This window comes from Streptomyces sp. NPDC048516, from assembly GCF_043199875.1.
Classification (GTDB): Bacteria; Actinomycetota; Actinomycetes; order Streptomycetales; family Streptomycetaceae; genus Streptomyces.
Genome location: NZ_JBICWS010000007.1, coordinates 120,763 through 137,579, shown reverse-complemented (window position 1 = coordinate 137,579; position 16,817 = coordinate 120,763). Strand labels below are relative to the sequence as shown.

18 protein-coding genes are annotated in these 16,817 nt (G+C 73.5%); 5 read left to right on the top strand and 13 right to left on the bottom strand.

Features of this window, described 5'->3' with window-relative positions; translation table 11 throughout:
- Positions 1-3 precede the first annotated feature (3 nt).
- Complete coding sequence (locus tag ACGFR7_RS16415; protein WP_393319408.1) at positions 4-1,026, top strand: HpcH/HpaI aldolase/citrate lyase family protein; 1,023 nt, start codon at positions 4-6, stop codon at positions 1,024-1,026.
- A 106-nt stretch (positions 1,027-1,132) separates the two neighbouring features.
- Here the strand turns inward: ACGFR7_RS16415 and lgt are convergent, their stop codons facing one another.
- The 11 genes from lgt to hisI all read right to left on the bottom strand — a co-directional run bounded on the left by lgt (position 1,133) and on the right by hisI (position 11,111).
- A complete protein-coding gene (gene lgt / locus ACGFR7_RS16410; RefSeq protein WP_393318910.1) occupies positions 1,133-2,263 on the bottom strand; it encodes a prolipoprotein diacylglyceryl transferase in 1,131 nt (376 codons plus the stop codon).
- Between the two features lie 231 nt (positions 2,264-2,494).
- Positions 2,495-3,442, bottom strand: coding sequence for a DsbA family protein (locus ACGFR7_RS16405; RefSeq protein WP_393318907.1), 948 nt, complete (start codon positions 3,440-3,442; stop codon positions 2,495-2,497).
- A gap of 127 nt (positions 3,443-3,569) precedes the next feature.
- Entirely contained in the window at positions 3,570-4,388 is an 819-nt protein-coding gene (gene trpA, locus ACGFR7_RS16400; RefSeq protein ID WP_393318904.1) for a tryptophan synthase subunit alpha, read from the bottom strand.
- Positions 4,385-5,671: a tryptophan synthase subunit beta gene (trpB, locus tag ACGFR7_RS16395; RefSeq protein WP_393318902.1), complete on the bottom strand. Its 1,287-nt coding sequence runs from the start codon at positions 5,669-5,671 to the stop codon at positions 4,385-4,387. Before trpB ends, trpA begins: the two co-directional genes overlap by 4 nt.
- Before the next feature lie 456 nt (positions 5,672-6,127).
- Positions 6,128-6,418: a tryptophan biosynthesis modulator TrpM gene (trpM, locus tag ACGFR7_RS16390; RefSeq protein WP_393318899.1), complete on the bottom strand. Its 291-nt coding sequence runs from the start codon at positions 6,416-6,418 to the stop codon at positions 6,128-6,130.
- A gap of 25 nt (positions 6,419-6,443) precedes the next feature.
- Entirely contained in the window at positions 6,444-7,253 is an 810-nt protein-coding gene (gene trpC / locus ACGFR7_RS16385) for an indole-3-glycerol phosphate synthase TrpC (protein WP_030088821.1), read from the bottom strand.
- A 184-nt stretch (positions 7,254-7,437) separates the two neighbouring features.
- A complete protein-coding gene (locus tag ACGFR7_RS16380; RefSeq protein WP_393318896.1) occupies positions 7,438-7,884 on the bottom strand; it encodes a DUF2752 domain-containing protein in 447 nt (148 codons plus the stop codon).
- A 220-nt stretch (positions 7,885-8,104) separates the two neighbouring features.
- On the bottom strand, positions 8,105-8,350 hold the full coding sequence (locus ACGFR7_RS16375; protein WP_350250369.1) for an HGxxPAAW family protein: 246 nt from the start codon (positions 8,348-8,350) through the stop codon (positions 8,105-8,107).
- Positions 8,351-8,435: 85 nt separating this feature from the next.
- A complete protein-coding gene (locus ACGFR7_RS16370; protein WP_393318893.1) occupies positions 8,436-9,098 on the bottom strand; it encodes a TIGR02234 family membrane protein in 663 nt (220 codons plus the stop codon).
- A 67-nt stretch (positions 9,099-9,165) separates the two neighbouring features.
- On the bottom strand, positions 9,166-10,710 hold the full coding sequence (locus tag ACGFR7_RS16365) for an anthranilate synthase component I (protein WP_393318891.1): 1,545 nt from the start codon (positions 10,708-10,710) through the stop codon (positions 9,166-9,168).
- A gap of 11 nt (positions 10,711-10,721) precedes the next feature.
- Complete coding sequence (hisI, locus tag ACGFR7_RS16360) at positions 10,722-11,111, bottom strand: phosphoribosyl-AMP cyclohydrolase (RefSeq protein WP_393318889.1); 390 nt, start codon at positions 11,109-11,111, stop codon at positions 10,722-10,724.
- Between the two features lie 33 nt (positions 11,112-11,144).
- Here hisI and ACGFR7_RS16355 point away from each other — a divergent pair, with 33 nt between their 5' ends.
- Entirely contained in the window at positions 11,145-11,288 is a 144-nt protein-coding gene (locus tag ACGFR7_RS16355) for a hypothetical protein (protein ID WP_393318886.1), read from the top strand.
- 96 nt (positions 11,289-11,384) lie between these two features.
- Here ACGFR7_RS16355 and ACGFR7_RS16350 read toward each other — a convergent pair whose 3' ends face one another.
- The gene (locus tag ACGFR7_RS16350; RefSeq protein WP_393318884.1) at positions 11,385-12,017 is read right to left on the bottom strand and encodes a TIGR03085 family metal-binding protein; all 633 of its coding nucleotides are present in this window, start codon (positions 12,015-12,017) and stop codon (positions 11,385-11,387) included.
- A gap of 99 nt (positions 12,018-12,116) precedes the next feature.
- Positions 12,117-13,013 carry a LysR family transcriptional regulator gene (locus ACGFR7_RS16345; protein ID WP_393318881.1) on the bottom strand — a complete coding sequence of 299 codons (897 nt, stop codon included), beginning with the start codon at positions 13,011-13,013 and terminating at the stop codon, positions 12,117-12,119.
- 95 nt (positions 13,014-13,108) lie between these two features.
- Here ACGFR7_RS16345 and ACGFR7_RS16340 point away from each other — a divergent pair, with 95 nt between their 5' ends.
- The 3 genes from ACGFR7_RS16340 to ACGFR7_RS16330 are packed head-to-tail and all read left to right on the top strand — an operon-like array spanning position 13,109 to position 16,765.
- Positions 13,109-13,849 carry a succinate dehydrogenase cytochrome b subunit gene (locus tag ACGFR7_RS16340; RefSeq protein WP_393318878.1) on the top strand — a complete coding sequence of 247 codons (741 nt, stop codon included), beginning with the start codon at positions 13,109-13,111 and terminating at the stop codon, positions 13,847-13,849.
- Position 13,850: 1 nt separating this feature from the next.
- Complete coding sequence (locus ACGFR7_RS16335) at positions 13,851-15,986, top strand: fumarate reductase/succinate dehydrogenase flavoprotein subunit (RefSeq protein WP_393318875.1); 2,136 nt, start codon at positions 13,851-13,853, stop codon at positions 15,984-15,986.
- Positions 15,983-16,765, top strand: coding sequence for a succinate dehydrogenase/fumarate reductase iron-sulfur subunit (locus ACGFR7_RS16330; protein WP_393318872.1), 783 nt, complete (start codon positions 15,983-15,985; stop codon positions 16,763-16,765). The genes ACGFR7_RS16335 and ACGFR7_RS16330 overlap by 4 nt, the downstream gene beginning before the upstream one ends.
- Positions 16,766-16,817: the final 52 nt, after the last annotated feature.

Sequence of the window (16,817 nt, the reverse complement as noted above, 5' to 3'; positions counted from 1 at the left end):
CCGCTGACCTGGCTGTACGTTCCCGGGGACCGCCCCGAGGTGGTCGCCAGGGCGCTCGGCTCCGGGGCCGATGTGGTCGTCGTCGACCTGGAGGACGCGGTCGCCCCTGACCGCAAGGAGCACGCCCTGCGCGCTGCCGCCGAGCTGCTGAGCGACCCCTCCCCGGGCCCCTGCCCGGTCCATGTCCGCGTCAATGCGCTGGACGGCCCGCTCGCCGCGCACGAGATCCGCACGCTCGCCGCGCTGCCGGGCCTGGCCGGTCTGCGGCTGCCGAAGGTGCAGAGCCCGGCGGATGTCCACCGCGCCGCCGACTGGGCGACGACGGCGGCACAGCCCGCCCCCGGGTACCTCCCCGGCGCCGCGGAAGGGGCCGGGTACGCCGCGGAAGGGGCGGTACGACCGGCCGGGCACGCCCTCGCGGGCCACCACACCCCGTCCCGTACGGCCACGGGGACCACCACCGTCACCCTCACTCCAGCGGCCGCGCCCGCCCCGGGCACCCTCCCCGCCGCCCCGGGCACGCTCCCCGCCACCCCGGCCCTGTACGCCCTGCTCGAATCCGCGCTGGGCATCGAGCACGCCTTCGCCATCGCCACCGCCCACCCGGCGCTGCGCGGAATCGCGCTCGGCGAGGCCGATCTGTGCGGGGAGCTGGGGGTGCGGGACGACGCGGGGCTGGCCTGGCCGCGCGGCCGTGCCGTGGTCGCCGCCCGCGCGGCCGGTCTGGCCCCGCCGCCGCAGTCGGTCTTCCCGGACGTCCGTGATCTGGACGGGCTGGCCCGATCCTGTGCGGCGGGCCGAGGCCTGGGGTTCCTGGGCCGGGCGGCGGTCCACCCCCGCCAGCTGCCGGTCATCGAGGCCGCGTACCTCCCTTCGGCGGAGGAGATCGCGGCGGCACGGGAGACGGTACGGGCGGCCACGGCGGAGGGCGGCGGGGCACTGGCGCTGCCGGACGGCAGATTCGTGGACGCGGCGGTGGTGGCGGGGGCCCGGCGGGTGCTGGAGCTGGCCGAGCGCCGGCGCTGACGGCACGGCAACGCCCCGGCACGCAACGCCGGTGCCCCGGACAGCACAGCGCCGGGCGGATCCGACGTATCGGGTCCGCCCGGCGCTGTCGCGGCCGGTGGCCGCCTCAGGACTTCTTGGTGCTGCCGCTGCCGGCGGGCTTGGCGGCATCCGCCGCGGGGGCGTCCGCCGCGTCCTCGGCCTTCTCGCCCGCGGGCTCGTCCTTCGCGGGCTCGTCCTTCGCGGGCTCCGCGGACTTCTCGGACGTTGCGGGCTCCTCGGCCTGCGCCGTCCCGCCGGCGCCCGGCGTCGGCGACGACTTCACGGCCGCGGCATCGGCGGTGGCCCCGGCGTCTGCGGCGCTCTCGGCGCCCGTGGCGCCGTCCGCGTCCTTGGCGCCTTCGCCGCTCTCGTCCACGCCCTCACCGTCGGCGAGCTGCGCCCCCGGTTCGACGACCGCTTCCCGGCCGGGTGCCTTCTTGGCGGAGACCACCAGGTAGGCGATGGCCAGAACGAACACGAGCAGCGCGGTCCAGACGTTGAGCCGCAGGCCCAGGATGTGGTGCGCCTCGTCGACCCGCATGTACTCGATCCAGGCGCGCCCGGCGCAGTAGGCGGCGACGTACAGCGCGAAGGCCCGCCCGTGGCCGAGCCGGAAGCGCTTGTCGGCCCAGATCACCAGCGCCGCCACTCCGAGGCACCACAGGCTCTCGTAGAGGAAGGTCGGGTGGTAGGTGCCGCCGATCCGTCCGATCGCCGGGTCGGAGCTGATCTGCAGCGCCCACGGGACATCGGTCGGCTTGCCGTACAGCTCCTGGTTGAACCAGTTGCCCCAGCGGCCGATCGCCTGCCCGATGGCCAGACCGGGCGCCAGCGCGTCGGCGTACGCGGGCAGCGGGATGCCCCGCCGGCGGCAGCCGATCCAGGCGCCCACGGCGCCGAGGGCGACCGCGCCCCAGATGCCGAGGCCGCCCTCCCACACCTTGAAGGCGTCGAGCGGGTGGCCGTTGGGGCCGAAGTACGGCTCGTACGTCGTGATGACGTGGTAGAGGCGGCCGCCGACCAGCCCGAAGGGCACGGCCCACACGGCGATGTCAGCGACGGTGCCGGAGCGGCCGCCGCGCTGTACCCAGCGCTTGTTGCCGAGCCAGACGCCGACGAAGACGCCGATGATGATGCAGAATGCGTAGCCGCGCAGCGGGATCGGGCCGAGATGTACGACGCCGACCGACGGGCTGGGAATGAATGCGAGGTCCATGGCAAGGTCGACGCTACCGCGCCGGGCGGGGTCGGCGACAACCCACCCGGCAACGGCTGCGTAACGACCCCGCTGTCGTGCGATGACGCTGCGTGCCCGGGAGGACCGCGGCGCCGCCGGGGCGGAGCCCGCCGGGACCGCCAGAGGTGTCAGCTTTCCCCGAGCCCCCCAGGGCCCCGGCTCAGTCCCCCAGGACGCCGGCTGCGTCCCCAAGGCCCCCGCCCGAGTCCCCTAGTTCCCCGGCTCGGCGCCCATGCCGTGCTGCTTTTCCTGGGGCGAAGCGCTCCGGACGGCCTGTTCTCCCCGGGGCGGGGCGCTCCGGACGGCCTGCTTCCCCCGGGTCGAGGTGGCCGGATGCGGCGCGGCACCGCTGTGCGGCGAGGCGCTTTTCCCCGGCTGCTTGCCCTTGTTGGCGTCCTTCACCATCTTCTTCAGGTCCGCGGGCGTGATGCGGCCGCCCTTCTCCTTCGAGAGGTCCTTTCCGTTGAGCAGGACGGTCGGGGTACCGCGGTATCCGGACTTGGCGAAGGCGTCGGTGGACTTCTGCGCGAAATGGTCGTACCGGCCATCGTTGACGCACCGGGTGAAGGCGGGGGTCACCAGTCCCTTGACCTTGCCGGCGAGTTGGAGGAGGTACTGCTTGTCGGCGAACTTGTCCTCCTGCTCGGGCGGCTGATGGGAGTAGAGGACGTCGTGGTAGTCGCGGAACTTCCCCGCGTCCTGGGCGCAGAGGGCGGCGTTGGCGGCGTTGAGGGACCCCTTGCCGCCGGCGTTCCCGTCGATGATCGTCACGAGGTGGTACTCGTTCTTGAGCTGTCCGGAGTCCTGCAACTCGTGGATGGCCGGGCGGAAGCCGGTCTCGAACTGCTGGCAGGCCGGGCAGCGGAAGTCCTCCCACACGGCGAGTGTGGAGGGGGCGCCCGGCGCACCGACGGGAATGGCGGGTCTGCTGCCGCCGCCGGCCTGTTTCGGGAGGGCGGTTTCCTTGTCGGAACTGCTCTTGCCGCTGCCGGCCGAGGTCGCCCAGACGGCGATGCCGCCGGCGACCGCCAGCACCACCACCACCGATCCGGCGACGACGGCCTGCCGGCTGCGCCGGGCGCGCGCCCTCTCCCTTTCCCGCTGTTCCTGCAGCCGCTCGCGGGCGGTTCTCTTACCCTCATGGTTCTTCTGGCTCACGCCCCTGGACAACGAAGCGGAGGGGTGCCGCCGCACCCCTCCGCACCGATGTTCGCCCTATCGAGGGACAACGCGAGGGACAGCGCGCCGGTCCCGCATCCCTGCGGAACCGGCGCTGCGCACCACGCTAGGCCCGCTTGCGCACGCCCTCGGCCAGCTCGGCCGCCAGGGCGCGGATCCCCGCGAGACCGTCCGCCAGGTCTCCGTCCGCCGCCAGCAGCCGCTTGACGAACGCCGAGCCGACGATCACTCCGTCCGCGAACCGGGCCACCTCGGCGGCCTGTTCGGGGTTGGAGACGCCCAGGCCGACACAGACCGGCAGGGCGGTGGTCGCCTTGGTGCGCCGTACGAGGTCCTGCGCCTGCGCCCCCACCGACTCACGGGTGCCCGTGACGCCCATCAGCGAGGCGGCGTAGACGAAGCCGGAGCCCGCGGCCGTGATCTCGGCCAGCCGCGCGTCCTTGCTGCTGGGGGCGACGACGAAGACGGTGGCGAGGCCGTGCTTGTCGGCGTGCTCCCGCCAGGTCGCGGACTCCTGGACCGGCAGGTCGGGCAGGATGCAGCCGGCGCCGCCCGCCTCGGCGAGCTCGGCGGTGAACCGCTCGATGCCGTAGCGGTCGATCGGGTTCCAGTACGTCATGACGAGGACGGGCTTGCCGGTGGCCCGGTGTGCCTCGCGCACCGTCCGCATCACGTCCGCGATCTTCACTCCGCCGCGCAGGGCGATGTCGTCGGCGGTCTGGATGACGGGGCCGTCCAGGACCGGGTCGCTGTGCGGCAGCCCGACCTCCACGACGTCCGCGCCGCCGTCGAAGACGGCCTTGGCCGCCTCGATGCCGCCGTCGACGGTCGGGAACCCGGCCGGCAGGTAGGCGATGAGGGCCGAGCGGCCCTCGGCCTTGGCGGCGGCGAGGGTGTCACTCAGCAGCTTGATGTTCCCGCTCACTTGACGTCCCCTTCGATCTCCGCGCCGGCGGCGGCGTTGTCCGCCTCGACGGCGGCGTCCGTGTCGTACAGGTCGAAGTAACGGGCGGCGGTGTCCATGTCCTTGTCGCCGCGCCCGGACAGGTTGACGACGATCAGTCCGTCGGTACCGAGCTCCTTGCCGAGATCCAGTGCACCGGCCAGCGCGTGGGCGCTCTCGATGGCCGGGATGATCCCCTCGGTCTGCGAGAGCAGGCGCAGCGCCTGCATCGCGGCGTCGTCGGTGACGGCGCGGTACTCACCGCGGCCGCTGTCCTTGAGGTAGGCGTGCTCGGGCCCGATGCCCGGGTAGTCGAGGCCGGCCGAGATGGAGTACGGCTCGGTGATCTGGCCTTCCTCGTCCTGCAGGACGTAGCTCCGGGAGCCGTGCAGGATGCCCGGCTCACCGGCGCTCAGGGTGGCCGCGTGCTCGCCGGTCGCGATGCCGTGGCCGGCCGGCTCGCAGCCGACGAGCCGTACGCCGGCGTCCGGGAGGAAGGCGTGGAAGAGGCCGATGGCGTTGGAGCCGCCGCCGACACAGGCGACGGCCGCGTCCGGCAGGCGGCCCGCGCGCTCCAGGATCTGGCGGCGCGCCTCGACGCCGATGACGCGGTGGAAGTCGCGCACCATCGCGGGGAAGGGGTGCGGTCCCGCGACGGTGCCGAACAGGTAGTGGGTGTGGTCGACGTTGGCCACCCAGTCGCGGAAGGCCTCGTTGATGGCGTCCTTGAGGGTGCGGCTGCCGGACTTCACGGCGATGACCTCGGCGCCGAGCATCCGCATCCGGGCGACGTTGAGGGCCTGGCGCTGGGTGTCGATCTCGCCCATGTAGATGGTGCATTCGAGACCGAAGAGGGCGCAGGCGGTGGCGGTGGCGACGCCGTGCTGGCCGGCGCCGGTCTCGGCGATGACCCGGGTCTTGCCCATCCGCTTGGTGAGCAGCGCCTGGCCCAGCACGTTGTTGATCTTGTGCGAGCCGGTGTGGTTGAGGTCCTCGCGCTTGAGGAACACCCGGGCGCCGCCGGCGTGTTCGGCGAAGCGCGGCACCTCGGTGAGCGCACTGGGACGCCCGGTGTAGTTGACCATCAGGTCGTCGAGCTCGGCGGCGAACGCGGGGTCCGCCTTGGCCTTCTCGTACTCGGCGGCGACCTCGTCGACCGCGGCGACCAGCGCCTCGGGGATGAACTTGCCGCCGAAGGCGCCGAAATAGCCTTCGGCGCTGGGGACGCGCCCCTCGGGGTCGGGGAGGAAGAAATCGGAGGACATCAGACGCACTCCTCGGCCGGGGCGGGTGGCCCCGGAAGTCCGGTTGTGTCGGAGATATTCGGAGATATAAGGATTTGGAATTCGGGTTCGGAATTCGGGCATCACGGTAGGCGGCGCGCGCTGCGCGGGCCGGTTGCCGCCGCGGAGCCCGCGGTGCGGTCTCACGGAGGGGCGGCCGGCGTCGTGGGACCCGTCGGCCGGCCGGGCCCGCGACGTCGTGGGACCGGGTCGCGGCCCGTGGGACCCGGTCGGGGGCCCGTGGGGCCCGACCGCAGTTCCGTGGGAACCCGGCGGGGCCGCAGGCCGTGGAACCCGGCCGCGGCGCTCCCCCGCCCCCTCCCCCCTCTCCCCCTTCGGGGGAGGGGGCGGGGGTGGGTTCGGGGGTGGGGGGATGAGCAGGCGGTCAGATGACCGCCGCGCCCACCGCCACCCCGGTGCCCAAACGGGGTCGACGCGTCAGCGCGCGGACCCCGGTCGCCATCGCCTGCCGTTGATCTGTCCGGGCTCGGACCCGATGTGGTACCTGACCCTGCGCCCGTGGACCCGTCGTGCGGGCGCCCGGCAGCCGCGGTGCCACGGCGGCAGCGCGCAGCGCTGCGGCTCGGGGCGGTGGTGGGCGGCGGGCGGGAAGCCGTGGACCAGCGCGGGGCGCCGGACGCGGGTGGCCCCCGCCGCGGCGCGCGCGCCGACCGGACCCGGGTACGGAACCCGGGCCTGGCAGCGGATGCCTGCGGCGGTGGCGGTCATGTCGGTGTGTGCCGTCCCCGGGCGCTCAGGACCGGCCGTGCCGGATCGCCGGGTGGGAGCCCGCGGCGACCAGGTCGGCGACCGCGGTCCTGGGGTCCTTGCCGGTCACCAGCGACTCGCCGACCAGCACCGCGTCCGCGCCGTCATTGGCGTACGCGATCAGGTCGTGCGGCCCGCGCACCCCGGATTCGGCGATCTTGACGATGTGGTCGGGGATCTCGGGGGCGATCCGGGCGAAGTTGCCGCGGTCGACCTCGAGGGTCTTCAGGTTGCGGGCGTTGACGCCGATGATCTTCGCGCCGGCGTCCACCGCGCGGGCGACCTCTTCCTCGTCGTGCACCTCGACCAGCGGCGTCAGGCCGATCGACTCGGCCCGCTCGATCAGCGAGACCAGGGCCTCCTGCTCCAGCGCGGAGACGATCAGCAGCGCGAGGTCGGCGCCGTAGGCACGGGCCTCCCACAGCTGGTAGGCGGTGACGATGAAGTCCTTGCGCAGCACGGGGATGTCGACCTTGGCGCGGACGGCCTCCAGGTCGGCCAGCGAACCGCCGAACTTGCGCTGCTCGGTCAGGACGGAGATGACCGCCGCGCCGCCCGCTTCGTAGTCGGCGGCCAGACCGGCCGGGTCGGCGATCGCGGCGAGCGCGCCCTTGGACGGGCTGGAGCGCTTGACCTCGCAGATCACCGTGACGCTCTCGCCCTTGAGCGCGGCGACCCCGTCCTTGGCGGGACGCGCCTTCTGGGCCCGCTCCTTGAGCTCGTCGAGGCCGACGCGCGCCTGCCGCTCTGCGAGGTCGGCACGGACGCCGTCGATGATCTCGTCGAGCACACTCACGCGAGCGGCCTCCTTCTTGAGCGGTGGAGGTGGACAGTGGCCACCGGGACGAGCTGTCCCATCCGGCACTCCGATGGTATCCGCCAAAGGATCCAGGTCTCACATCCGGTGGACCTCGGTCCCACGACCCGGACACCCCGGGGCCCCGCGCGGGCGGGCACGGCCGGCCCGCACGGCCCGCGGATCACGGTGCCAGCCCGCTGCCGAAGGGGAGATTGCGGACGACCGTGAAGACCAGCAGCAGGCCGCCCAGCGCCCACCGGTGGACGGCTCGCGGCCGCGGGCCGTCCGTAGGGCGTCCGCGCACCGCACGGCCCACCCAGCGGGCCCAGAAGACCGCACAGGCGGCGTACCCGGCCACCGCCAGGGCATTGGCGCCCAGCGCCGCCACGAGATCGCCGTGGGCGACGGCATGGGCGCTGCGCAGGCCGCCGCAGGCCGGGCAGAAGAGGCCGGTGAGGTGCAGCAGGGGGCAGACCGGGTAGTGCCCGGGCTCGTTCGGGTCGACGACGCCGAGGCAGGCGAAGGCGGCGGTGGCGGCGGCCAGGACGCCCAGGGGCGCCGCCAGACGGCGGGGCAGCCCGCCGTGGAGTCGGGCTTCGGGCCGGGGCCGCGCCGCGGGTTCGCTCACGTGCCGATTGTGCGGCGGCACGCGCGAAGGCGCAGCTTCTCGGCCGCCGTACGGAACACGCGAAGGCGCAGCTTCTCGGCCGCCGTACGGAAGAGGCACGGACGGCTGGTACGGCACCAGGGGTGCGTACGGACCGGGAAGCGGCGCCTTCGAGGGGCCACGAGGGTGGCGCCGGGTCGCGGCGCCACGGGTGCGGAAGGCCGGCCCTCCCGCGGCCGGCTCAGCCCTCCTGCGGCTGCGCCTGCGCCTGCGGGCGCGGCTTGGCCGAGCGCTTGGGCTCCTGGCCCAGGCCGGCCGCGCGCATCAGACCGCCCGCCAGGGCGCCGAGGCCGATCAGCACGATGCCGGCCCAGAAGCCGGGCACGTTCCCCAGCACGATGAAGGCTCCGGAGACACAGAAGCCGATGAACGAGATGATGACGCCGGTCCAGGCGGCGGGGGTGTGTCCGTGGCCACTGCTCGACATGAATGCTCCTCGTTGCTCTCTCGCGCCGGGGTCGGGGCGCGGTGATCCTCAGCGCCCATTGTCACCGATGCCGGGTGGAGCACCGTTACCGGGTGGGGTCCTCACCGCGGTCCAGGGACTTCCAGATCTCCTCGGGCCGGTCCAGATCCGGCGCGGGCGGCGTCCGGCGCGGGCCGCGGCCGCCCCCCGGCGTGCGCTCGTAGCGGCCCGACATGGCAGGCCAGTGGCGCCCGCAGACCAGGGCCAGCAGTCCGGCGAGCAGCAGCAGCAGACCGCCGGCGGCGGCCACCCACGGCCACCCGGTGTGCGTGACGTGATGCACACCGGCGCTGGTCAGTCCGGCCGTGGTGGCGGCCTTCTCCCGCAGCGCCGAGGTGTCGGAGTTGCCCAGCACCGCGGCGACGGCGATGCCCACACCGCTGAGCGTGAGCAGAACGGCGACCGCGATCCGGCCGGTCCGGCGCACCGCGAAGACGGCGACCAGCGCGGCCAGCCCGACGACGGCCAGCGCGCCGGGCACACCGGTCACATCGGCGCCGGTCACGCTGCGCGGCAGCTCGCCCTGGGCCAGCACGGCGGTGCCCTCGGCCCAGGTGCGGCCGGAGGCCAGCAGCGCCAGGGCGCTGCCGACCGCACCGGCCGGCAGCGCCAGGGCGAGACTGCGCTTCGCTCCGGAGGCGGACCTGGCGGGCGGGGGCCCGGGCGTGACCGAGGGCTCGGTCTCAGGGGTCTGGGGTACGGCACTCACGGGTACCACTATCGCGCACCGGCCGGCGGGGCCCGGCGCGCGGGGGTGGCAAAACGGGCGCGGCGGGCTACCCGCCCAGGTGGTTCGCGGTGTTCACGGCGCGCAGCACCGCCGCCGCCTTGTTACGGCACTCGGTGTCCTCGGCCACCGGGTCGGAGTCGGCGACGATTCCGGCGCCCGCCTGGACGTAGGCGGTGCCGTTGCGCAGCAGGGCGGTGCGGATCGCGATGGCGGTGTCGGAGTCGCCGGCGAAGTCGAGGTAGCCGACGCAGCCGCCGTACAGACCGCGCCGGGTCGGCTCCAGCTCCTCGATGATCTGCAGGGCGCGCGGCTTGGGGGCGCCGGAGAGCGTGCCCGCGGGGAAGCAGGCGGTGAGCACGTCGAAGGCGCTGCGGCCCTCGGCCACCTGCCCGGTGACCGTCGAGACGATGTGCATCACATGGCTGTAGCGCTCGACGGACATGAAGTCGACGACCTCGACGCTGCCCGGCTCGCACACCCGGCCCAGGTCGTTGCGGCCCAGGTCGACCAGCATCAGGTGCTCGGCGCGTTCCTTGGGGTCGGCCAGCAGCTCGTCCGCGAGGGCCTGGTCCTCCTGGACGCTCGCGCCGCGCGGGCGGGTGCCGGCGATGGGGTGGACCATGGCCCGGCCGTCCTCGACCTTCACCAGCGCCTCGGGGCTGGAGCCGACGACGTCGAAGCCGGTGCGCTCGCCGTCCTCGCCGCCCTCGAAGCGGAAGAGGTACATGTACGGGCTGGGGTTGGTGGCCCGCAGCACCCGGTAGACGTCCAGCGCGCTTGCCGTGCAGGGGGTCTCGAAGCGCTGGGAGGGCACGACCTGGAAGGCCTCGCCGGCCCGGATGCGTTCCTTGATGTCCTCGACGGCCTCCTGGAAGGCCGGGCCGCCCCACTCGGCGGTGTACGGCGGGACCTGGGAGGGCGGCAGCGCGGCGGCACTGGCGTGCGCGGGCCGGGCGAGGTCGTCGGCCATGGTGTCCAGGCGGGCCACCGCGTCCGCGTAGGCCTCGTCGATACCGGTGTCGAGGTCGTTGTGGTTGATCGCGTTGGCGATCAGCAGGACCGTGCCGTTCCAGTGGTCGAGGACGGCGAGGTCGGAGGTGAGCAGCATGGTCAGCTCGGGCAGCTGCAGGTCGTCCTCGGTCTGCTCGCCGATCTTCTCCAGACGGCGCACGATGTCGTAGCCGAGGTAGCCGACCATGCCGCCGGTGAACGGCGGCAGGCCCTCGCCCTCGATGAGGTCGCGGGGGGTGTGCAGCGCCTCGACGGTGTCGCGCAGCGCGTCGAGCGGGTCGCCGCCGGTCGGCATGCCGACCGGCGGGGTGCCCAGCCAGTGCGCCTGCCCGTCGCGGGTGGTGAGCGTGGCGGCGCTGCGGACGCCGATGAAGGAGTAGCGCGACCACGTACGGCCGTTCTCGGCGGACTCCAGGAGGAAGGTGCCGGGGCGTTCGGCGGCGAGTTTGCGGTAGAGCCCGACCGGGGTGTCGCCGTCCGCGAGCAGGCGCCGGGTGACGGGGATGACCCGTCGGTCCTTGGCGAGGGTGCGGAAGGTGTCGAGGTCCGGAGTGGCGGTGCCGGTGGTTCCCGTGGTCATGGCAGCGGAGCCTACTGGTCCTGACCGGCCCCGGTGGTCAGTACGTCCGCATCAAAGCAGGTGCGGTCGCCGGTGTGGCACGCGGCGCCGACCTGGTCGACCCGGACCAGGACGGTGTCGGCGTCGCAGTCCAGCGCCACCGACTTGACGTGCTGGACGTGGCCGGAGGTGTCGCCCTTGACCCAGTACTCCTGGCGGCTGCGGGACCAGTAGGTGCAGCGGCCGGTGGTGAGGGTGCGGTGCAGCGCCTCGTCGTCCATCCAGCCGAGCATCAGCACCTCGCCGGTGTCGTACTGCTGGGCGATGGCGGGGACCAGGCCGTCGGCGCCGCGCTTGAGGCGGGCGGCGATGGCGGGGTCCAGGGCGGGGGTGGTGTCCGGGGTGGCGGCGCGGCTGCTCATGGGGTCCATTGTGCCGTGCGGCATCCTGCAGGCATGCATCGTCAGCAGCCGCCCGCGCCGCCACCGCCGCCGGACCCGGACCGCGCCGCGCGGGTGGCGGCGCGGGTGCTGGGGGCGGTGTTCGCGGCGGCGGTGGTGGTCGGCGTGGTGGTCGTGGTGGTGGTGTTCCGCTCGTGAGGGCGGGTTCCCGTCGTGCGACCGCTTTGCGGGGGCGGGCTCACCCCCGGCTTCGCGGCCGGGCAGGCTCACCCCCGGCTCCCCGGGCGGCCGGGCTCACACCCCCAGCTTGGCCGCCCGCAGCCGGTCGATGGCGTCCTTGTCGCCGTCCAGCTCCACCTCGGCGGCTTCCTGCCGGCCGAACGCGAACATCGTCAGCTCGCCCGGCTCGCCGACGACCGTGACCACCGGAGTCCCGCGATGGGCCACCGCCGTCCGCCCGTCCGGGCGCCGCAGCACCAGGCCCACCGGCGACTTCCGGCCCAGCACCCGGGCCATCCGCTCGATCCTGGACCACAGCGCGTCCGAGAACACGGGGTCCAGCTCCCGTGCGGTCCAGTCCGGCTGCGCCCGCCGTACGTCCTCGGCGTGGACATAGAACTCGACGGTGTTGGACGCCTCGTCGATCGGCTTGAGGGCGAACGGCGACATCCGCGGCGGCCCGGTCCTGATCAGCCGGATCAGCTCGTCGTACGGCTTGCCGGCGAACTCCGCCTGCACCCGCTCCAGCCGGGCGGCCAGCGGCTTGACGAGCAGCCCGCCGGCCGCGTCGGCGCGGCGCTCGCGCACCACCACATGCGCGGCCAGGTCCCGCGCGCTCCAGTTCTCGCACAGCGTCGGCGCCTCGGGGCCGGCACTCTCCAACAGGTCGGCGAGAAGGAGCCGTTCACGCTTCGCATGGGTCGACATGCGGCCAGCCTACGACCGGGTGCGGCCGCCTGCCACGGGGCCGCGCCCGGCCCCGTCCGGTGATCCGCCCCTCTCCCCCGTCCGCCGGGCTCTCCCCGCTCAGGAGCCGTCCGGCTCCAGGCGGTCCCGCAGAATGCGCTCCAGCTCCCGGGCGGCGCGCGGCGGGGAGACATCGCCCCGGTGGGCGACGGAGACCACGCGGTGCATACCGGGCGTCGAGAAGCGGGTGACGCGCAGGCCTGAGCGTTCGGCGACCATGCTGGGGACCACGGCGAGGCCCAGCCCGGCCCGGACGAAGCCGAGGACGGCGTCCATCTCGCCGCCCTCGACGGTGAAGGCGGGCTCGAAACCGGCCGCCCGGCACGCCGCGGTGGTGAATTCCCGCAGGTCGTAGCCGCGGCGGAACATGGCCAGCGGCCGGCCCCGCAGATCCTCCACCCGGATGCGGGTGCGCCGGCCGGCCGGGGCCGGGCGGTCGGGAGCGGAGACCACGACCAGTTCCTCGCGCAGCAGGTCCGAGGTCGTCAGCGCCGGGGCCTGGACCGGAAGCGGGGTGATGACCAGGGCCAGGTCCAGTGCGCCGTCGGCCAGCGCCCTGACGAGGTCCTGCGAGCCGTCCTCGGTCACCAGGAGCTCCACCCCCGGATACGCGGTGTGGAAGGCCCGCAGGACGTCGGGGACGAGGCTGGCGCACAGGCTGGGCGGGGCGCCGAGGCGCAGCCGCCCGCGGCGCAGCCGGGCGACCTCCTGGACCTCGCGGCGGGCGGTCTCGGCATCGGCGAGGATCCGCCGGGCGAACGGCAGCAGTGTCTCGCCGGCATCGGTGAGGGTGATGTGGCCGCGGGCGCGGTGAAAGAGCTCCGCTCCCAACTCCCGTTCCAGCGAACGGATCTGCTGGGAAAGGGAGGGCTGGGCGACATGTTCGCGCTCGGCGGCGTGGGTGAAGTGCCGGGTGTCGGCCACGGCCGTGAAGTAGCGGAGCTGCTGCAGCTGCATACGGGCAAGGGTAAGCCCGGTGATAGGCGCAGCCTATGGAGATGAGCCGGACCATGTCTTGGACTGATCGGAAGCCGGTCCCTACCGTCGGACTCATGGCACTGGACACACGGACGGGCCGACGGCCGTCCTTCGCGGGCCTGCTGTGGCACTCGACCGTCGGCAAGAAGACGGCGATGGCCGTCAGCGGCCTGGTGATGCTGCTGTATCTGGTCGTCCATATGCTGGGCAACCTCAAGATCTTCTTCGGTGCGGCGGACTTCGATGCGTACGCCGCCTGGCTGCGCACCATCGGCGAGCCGTTCCTGCACCACGAGTGGTTCCTGTGGATCGCGCGGGTGGTGCTGCTGACCGCGGTCGTGGTGCATGCGGTGGCCGCGTACCAGCTCAGCCGCCGCGACCTGGCCGCCCGGCCGGTGAAGTACGCCCACCCGAGGCGCTTCGCGCCGCGCCTGCCTCTCCCGTCGCCCGGCCGCCGCGCGAGCTACGCCACCCGGACGATGCGCTGGGGCGGTGTCATCCTCGGCCTGTTCCTCGTCTGGCACCTCCTGGACCTGACGACGCTGACGGTGAATCCGCGCGCCGAGGCAGGACACCCGTACGCGAACGTGGTCGCCACCTTCTCCACCTGGTACGGCAACGCCGTCTACCTCGTGGCGATGCTCGCCCTGGGTCTGCACATCCGGCACGGCTTCTGGAGCGCCGCGCAGACGCTGGGCGCCAACCGGCGCGGCCGCGACCGGACGCTCAAGGCCCTCGCGAACGCCCTCGCCGCCGTCCTGACCGCGGGCTTCCTCGCCGTCCCCGTCTCCGTGATGACCGGAGTAGTGAGCTGACATGACACCGACCACCGAGCCGACTCCGACCACCGGGCCGACACCGACCACCGAGCCGACTCCGACCACCGGGCCGACACCGACCACCGGGCCGCCACCGACCACCGACCCGGCTCCGACCGCCGACGTGACGTCGACCGCCGATGCGGCATCGACCGCCGGCACGGCTCCGGCCACCGTCACGACGCCGTACGGCAGCTACGCCGACTACCCGGCCGGCGCGCCCGTCGCCGACACCGCGGCCCCCGGCGGGCCGGTCGCCGAGCGCTGGGACCGCCGCCGCTTCGAGGCCAGGCTCGTGGGCCCGGCCAACCGCCGCAAGCACACCGTCATCGTCGTCGGCACCGGTCTCGCGGGCGGCGCGGCGGGCGCCACCCTCGCCGAACAGGGCTACCACGTCGAGCAGTTCTGCTATCAGGACTCCCCGCGCCGGGCGCACTCCATCGCCGCCCAGGGCGGGATCAACGCGGCGAAGAACTACCGCAACGACGGCGACTCCGTCCACCGGCTCTTCCACGACACCGTCAAGGGCGGCGACTTCCGCGCCCGGGAGTCCAATGTGCACCGGCTCGCGCAGATCTCCGTCGAGATCATCGACCAGTGCGTGGCCCAGGGCGTGCCGTTCGCCCGCGAGTACGGCGGTCTGCTCGACACCCGCTCCTTCGGCGGCGTCCAGGTCTCCCGTACGTTCTACGCCCGCGGCCAGACGGGGCAGCAACTGCTGCTCGGCGCCTACCAGGCGCTCTCCCGGCAGATCGCGGCCGGGACGGTGCGCCTGCACGCCCGTACCGAAATGCTCGACCTGATCGTCATCGACGGCCGGGCCCGCGGCATCGTCGCCCGCGACCTGGTCACCGGCCGGATCGGGTGCCACGTCGCGGATGCGGTGGTCCTGGCGTCCGGCGGCTACGGCAACGTCTTCTACCTGTCGACGAACGCCATGCACTCCAACGCCACCGCGATCTGGCGGGCGCACCGGCGCGGGGCGTACTTCGCCAACCCCTGCTTCACCCAGATCCACCCCACCTGCATCCCGCGCACCGGCGACCACCAGTCCAAGCTCACGCTGATGAGCGAGTCGCTGCGCAACGACGGGCGCATCTGGGTCCCGAAGACCCCGGGCGACGTCCGCCCGCCCGACCGGATCCCCGAGGAGGAGCGCGACTACTACCTGGAGCGCCGCTACCCCTCCTTCGGCAATCTCGTGCCCCGTGACATCGCCTCGCGCGCCGCCAAGAGCGTCTGCGACGAGGGCCGCGGCGTCGGTCCCGGCGGTCAGGGCGTGTACCTGGACTTCGCCGACGCGATCGCCCGGATGGGCAGGGCCGCGGTCGAGGAGAAGTACGGCAACCTCTTCGACATGTACGCGCGGATCACCGCGGAGAACCCGTACGAGACGCCGATGCGGATCTACCCCGCCGTGCACTACACGATGGGCGGCCTGTGGGTCGACTACGACCTGCAGACCACCGTCCCCGGCCTGTTCGCCATCGGGGAGGCCAACTTCTCCGACCACGGCGCCAACCGTCTCGGTGCCTCCGCCCTGATGCAGGGCCTCGCCGACGGCTACTTCGTCCTGCCGCCGGCCCTCAACGACTACCTGGCCCGCACCCCCCTCGCCCCCGTCGACGACGGCCACCCGGCGGCCGTGGCGGCCGCCGCGGAGACCACGGCACGCCTCACGCGGCTGCTCGCCGTCGGCGGCGACCGCACCCCCGACTCCTTCCACCGCGAGATCGGCGCCCTGTTGTGGGAGTACTGCGGAATGGCCCGCACGGACGAGGGGCTGCGCAAGGCCCTCGACCGGATTCCGCGGATCCGCGAGGAGTTCTGGCGCCGCGTCAAGGTGCCAGGCACCGGCGAAGAGTTCAACCAGTCCCTGGAGAAGGCCCACCGCATCGTCGACTACCTGGAGCTCGCCGAGCTGATGTGCCTCGACGCGCTGCACCGTGCCGAGTCCTGCGGCGGCCACTTCCGCGAGGAGTCGCAGACCCCCGACGGCGAGGCCGCCCGCCGGGACGAGGAGTTCTCCTACGCGGCCGCCTGGGAGTTCACCGCCACCGGCGCGGCCCCCGTCCTCCACAAGGAAGACCTGGTCTTCGAGTACGTCCACCCCACCCAGCGGAGCTACGCATGAAGCTCACCCTGCGCATCTGGCGCCAGCAGAACGCCGACGCCCCCGGCGCCCTGTCCACCTACGAGGTGGACGGCATCTCACCGGACATGTCGTTCCTGGAAATGCTCGACACCCTCAACGAAGAGCTCCTGCTGAGCGGTGATGATCCGGTCGCCTTCGACCACGACTGCCGCGAGGGCATCTGCGGCGCCTGCTCGCTCGTCATCAACGGCGAGGCGCACGGCCCGAATGGGGTCTCCCCTGCTCGAGCGGATTCGAGAGCTTGGGGAAGCACCACCACCTGCCAGCTGCACATGCGGTCCTTCCGGGACGGCGACACCCTCGACATCGAGCCGTGGCGCGCCGCCGCCTTCCCGGTCGTCAAGGACCTGGTCGTCGACCGCTCCGCCTTCGACCGCATCATCGGGTCCGGCGGCTACATCACGGCCCCGACCGGCGCCGCCCCCGAGGCGCACGCCACCGCCGTGCCCAAAGCGGCCGCCGACACCGCCTTCGAGCACGCCGAGTGCATCGGCTGCGGCGCCTGTGTGGCGGCCTGCCCCAACGGCTCGGCGATGCTCTTCACCGCCGCCAAGGTCGTCCACCTCAACTCCCTGCCCCAGGGCGCCCCGGAGCGGGAGAGCCGCGTCCTGGACATGGTGGGACGGATGGACGCCGAGGGCTTTGGCGGCTGCACGAATACCGGGGCGTGCGCGACGGCCTGTCCCAAGGGGATTCCGCTGTTCAGCATCGCCACGATGAACCGGGAGTTCGTCCGGGCGGCACGGAAGGCGCGGTGAGCGGGAAGGGGCGCTGAGCGGGAAAGGGCGCTGAGCGGGAAGGAACGCCGTA